Raw genomic sequence first — 4,300 nt, forward strand, 5'->3', positions numbered from 1 at the left:
GTCAACTGCTAACTAGACCACAACGTATACATATGAAGCCCACTGATTGAGATGTTCCTATCGCGCCAAGCGTTTTCCAGTGATGCTTGGGGCAAGGTATAACACAAGTTTCGTTACAAATTATACACTGCAAATAAATCATGCCCGGCTCTGATCCTATCCCTTGTGGGATCTCTTTCCATTGATGTTCGCAGTGCGTCAAACCTGCCCACCCCCTATCTGAGTAACTATTGGAATGTCACGGTAACGTCAAAGTCGCTCTTAGACCACAATATATAGGATACCTACCGCTTGTTGGCTACTGCATATAGCATTGAAAAGGAACTTTGACGTGACCTTGTTTGGAACGTGGAGAATTTTTACTGATTTTAAGGCTTATCTCGGCCCTAAGAAACGGTCACCATTGTAATGAATTAAATGATCAGGTCTTTCATACAGCCAAACTTCCGTCTCCCATGCAATATCTTTGGCATGCTTGCGAAATTCGTCATAAGATGGAAACGCAGTAACGAAAATTATGCCAAAAGGACACCCAGAGAACATTTCTTTCAATTCGGTAACGCGCTTAGGGTTCATTGGTCCGTGAGACGTAACAACTTCGACCAAAAAGATCCATTTCTTTTCTTCGTTATATAACACAATATCTGGTAGTTTATCGTGGTCGGAGATCGTAATATTTAACTTATTAAAGACATCATGATCAATATGTAAGTTCTTTTTTGCCGTATCACCCAGGTAAATACATTTCGAACCCGGGGCAAAACGTGGCAAGAACTCATTAATTACTGCTACCTGAACTTCGTTATGTTTACCGGGGGATAAGTGATAAATAAGACCATTACCCATATCTACGGGAATCATTTCCATTTCCCGTTTTCTACTGTATTTACTTTCTAAGGTTTCATTGGCGGTCAAGAACCGACGTACAACTGTTTCCCATCGTTCTGCGCCATAGTATTTGATAACAGATAGTACATCTTCGGAAATTGCATAATGCGCATGCGGGCTATTTGTGGGAAGACTAGGATTATCAGGATTATAATCAACTATTCCGGCCTGATTGAAGTAATGTAAAACTTGTCTTCGAAAAGTCTCTCGGGTATTGGGCGCATATTCTTTATTGTAATTTTGAGTGATGAATTGCATAATGCCTTTTGTAATGCCTAAGCTTCTTCTGCTCGCGCTTAGCCAAGTATCTTCTTCTCGAATCCCACACAAAGCCAATAGCGTATATGCAGAGATTTCATTCTGCTGCGCCTGGGGCAATCCAAGAACACGTAGAATCTCTTTAGCTTCGTCAATCTTACCCATCAGCAATTACCTCGCTACCGCAAATTCGGCGTTAATAACAAGACGATTCTTTATATATTCATTAACGTTGCACCTATCAGGGAGAACCCGTATGGCATATGCCCCAATCTCCCTAATTACTTCAAGTGGTGGCAATGGCATTAGCCGGATTTCTGTTGCATTGACCTGGGTATTCCCGTTAAAAGCCCTGAAATACGAGTCCAATATCGAGGAGTTGTAAATAGCCGCCAAGCCATAAGCTTCTTCATTAGACAATTCACCATTCGTGCGATATATAAAATTTAAATGATTTTCAAGTCCCAAGAAGACATGCTCGAACATGCCTTTAACTAGAGGGGCAGCAGTTAAGCGTTGATCCTGCTCCTTAGAACTAAAACGCCTCAACAAAACATAGTTGGAATTAGGAACCAGCAAACTTGCCGAATCCTCGCAAACAACCATATACTGTTCCTTGTTGATTCGTAATGGCCATTTGATATCCATTGCCTGCACATTCTGCATCCACAGCAAGGGTACAGTCTGGGTATTTTTATCTTGGCCAAAACGCAGCAACCCCTTGGCTCTGAAAGGAACAACAGGCCCGGTGGATATTTCCATCTTATAGGCATTCAGACTACCGGACCAGCTATGCATAGCAGTTATTATATCCTCATCTTTCTGTGTAATAGGCAAACACAGCATCTTGTCTTTACTTTTCATGTTTACAATATTGTGTATATCCACTTGCCTCGTATGCACGTCCACCAAATCAGCCATGCCTTCACTATAAGAGAGGCTAACACTGTACTTACGCTCCGTAGAACTCCACTCATCATGTCTGACGGCCCTCAAGATAACATTCTCTTGCAATACCGAATCACGGTCGAAAGCATCTCTCCGTGAACCAAAAAGATGGAAGTGCTCCGGCCTAACGAGGGAAAAGAAATGGTCTCTAACTAAACGAAAATATGTTCCCGTTGCATAACTTCTAGGAGTAATAAAAACTAATTCCCCACCCGGTTTTAGCAAGGAAGCTGAGACCGCCATGAAAAGCCCGTAAATATTAGGCTGACCATAAACTACAGAAGAAGCAGCTACGGCCCTTGGGTCATCTTTATTGATTTTGAAATACGGTGGATTTGCTATAATATAATCATAGGATGTTAAGGCTGCATCATAACCATTTTGGAGCCTCTTACTATTGTCTATAATAAAATCACTATTAATTAAGTTGACATTTAGTGTCACCCCTATTAAGGCAAGGGTTTTGGTAAGATAATTTAGGCTTCTTTCAAGTAAATTACATAGATCGGGATCTATTTCGTAAGCTATTATGTCTATTTTAGACGGCCTACCTAACGATGTAAGTATCTTCTCACAAAATGCGCAGCAAAGGGTGCCCGTTCCAGCCCCAGGGTCCAACAGTTTAATTGTGTCCTTATGGATAGAGGTAAACAGAGATGACATAAAGTCCGCAACAGGGATTGGGGTTAAATATTGTCCCAGATTTTTTTTTCGTGTTTCTTGCGTGTTAGTACCAAACCACTGTCCAAGGCGATCTGCGAACACTGTAGGTCTTTCATTTTCAATCGGTGCTGGGAAGCAGTTATTTTCCATTTACTACCACGGCCCCCTCAAAAGACAGAGCAGATTCAGCGATCAACTTATAGTCTTTATCAGGAATAGATATGATCGGTAATCGCAAATTGAGACCATAGTTCTTCTTATCTATTATGAAGGAAAGAGATGGAATCAGTGATTTAATATTGACAGGCTTCCCAAAAACTTTTGTTGCTTCAAGCTGAATATAAAAAGACATCCACACCAAACCAAGCTTCTTGGCAAGTCCTTCAAGTTCAGAGATTCCCGAGAACGGTTTAACTTTATCTTGAAAGGTTATTTCAGCCACAAAGCATCTGCGATTGCGGCCGCACAAATAGATTAGGGCTTTATCACCCGATTCAAGTCTTTTTAGCAAAGGGGTTCCCTCGCGGAAAATCCATATTTTTTGTGCTAATAAAGTATCTGCAATTACTTTGGCATCCATTTTAACTTTATCACTTACAGGTATATCATTTACCGTGAAAATATAATACGCCATCCAGATTCACCCTTTTATTCTTGAAGTAGTCAAAATAGCGCCAAAACATCCGGTGCATACCATTAAAATTTGGAATATATCGATACCACACTTACTACCACAGATTCTAAGACATTTACGTGCCTTCACCTTTCACCTGGATCTGGTTATAGCCAAAAGTATCGCCATCTGCTCCCTGAAGAGTAGAATGAACGGGTGTCGGTCATGCGGGGAGGCATCCCCAAGAAGATCCTTCACCGTCAAACCCAGGACATTCACTACAACCATTACCGTCGAGAGCCGCAGGACCGTCTCTCCCGCAAGCTACCGGAATAAAGCCTCAAATGGTTGAAATTATTTTTACATTCATTTTATTTCTAGTGAACCGCTATCAAACTAACATTTCTATAGCTAAGTGAAATTTTCCTCTTTTAAATAAAGATTTTTTCGTGATGTTACCTTCCCAACATCGCCACCCCCACCGCGATCAGCACAAACCCCATTACTGCCCGGGCCACCGAAACCTTATCCCCCACCAGCAGCACCGAAAACGCCGCCAGAAATGCGTAGTACATAAACGACTGGCCAGCTACGACCAGTGGCAGGTTTCTGATCGTCTCATGCGCCCGGATGAAGCCGATACCCAGGGCCGCGTTCGCCACAAAAAGCAGCGGCAGCATGATCAGGTTGTACTTCATTACCGGGATTATTGCCGGCGGGACGGCTTTGACCTGCCAGGACACGACGAAAGAGATGGCGGAGGGTATGCCCCAGGCATGAACGAAAACCCCCCCAAACCGAAGGACTGCCTGGACACCATGAACTCCTGCCGCGCCTTCTCACGGGGTCTTCAAAGACGTGGGGTCGCGCAACACAGGGTAAAGTTCTCCTGTTTTACTAACGATAATTAGTAGAGTAGACCCTGGCACA

Annotated in this window: 4 protein-coding genes; all 4 read right to left on the bottom strand. The window is 42.8% G+C overall.

Translation table 11 applies throughout. The annotated features are described in order from the left end of the window. Positions 1-375: 375 nt before the first annotated feature. Positions 376-1,311, bottom strand: coding sequence for a BsuBI/PstI family type II restriction endonuclease (locus A6M21_RS06805; RefSeq protein ID WP_066667289.1), 936 nt, complete (start codon positions 1,309-1,311; stop codon positions 376-378). Between the two features lie 6 nt (positions 1,312-1,317). Continuing rightward, entirely contained in the window at positions 1,318-2,907 is a 1,590-nt protein-coding gene (locus tag A6M21_RS06810) for an Eco57I restriction-modification methylase domain-containing protein (RefSeq protein WP_066667291.1), read from the bottom strand. Continuing rightward, positions 2,897-3,391 (bottom strand): EVE domain-containing protein, encoded by a 495-nt coding sequence (locus tag A6M21_RS06815; RefSeq protein ID WP_066667295.1) that lies wholly within the window; start codon positions 3,389-3,391, stop codon positions 2,897-2,899. Before A6M21_RS06815 ends, A6M21_RS06810 begins: the two co-directional genes overlap by 11 nt. 434 nt (positions 3,392-3,825) lie before the next feature. Further along, positions 3,826-4,113, bottom strand: coding sequence for a hypothetical protein (locus A6M21_RS06820; protein WP_151191828.1), 288 nt, complete (start codon positions 4,111-4,113; stop codon positions 3,826-3,828). Between the last annotated feature and the right edge of the window lie 187 nt (positions 4,114-4,300).

Source organism: Desulfotomaculum copahuensis (genome assembly GCF_001655685.1).
In the GTDB taxonomy this organism is placed as follows: Bacteria; Bacillota; Desulfotomaculia; order Desulfotomaculales; family Desulfovirgulaceae; genus Desulfotomaculum_G; species Desulfotomaculum_G copahuensis.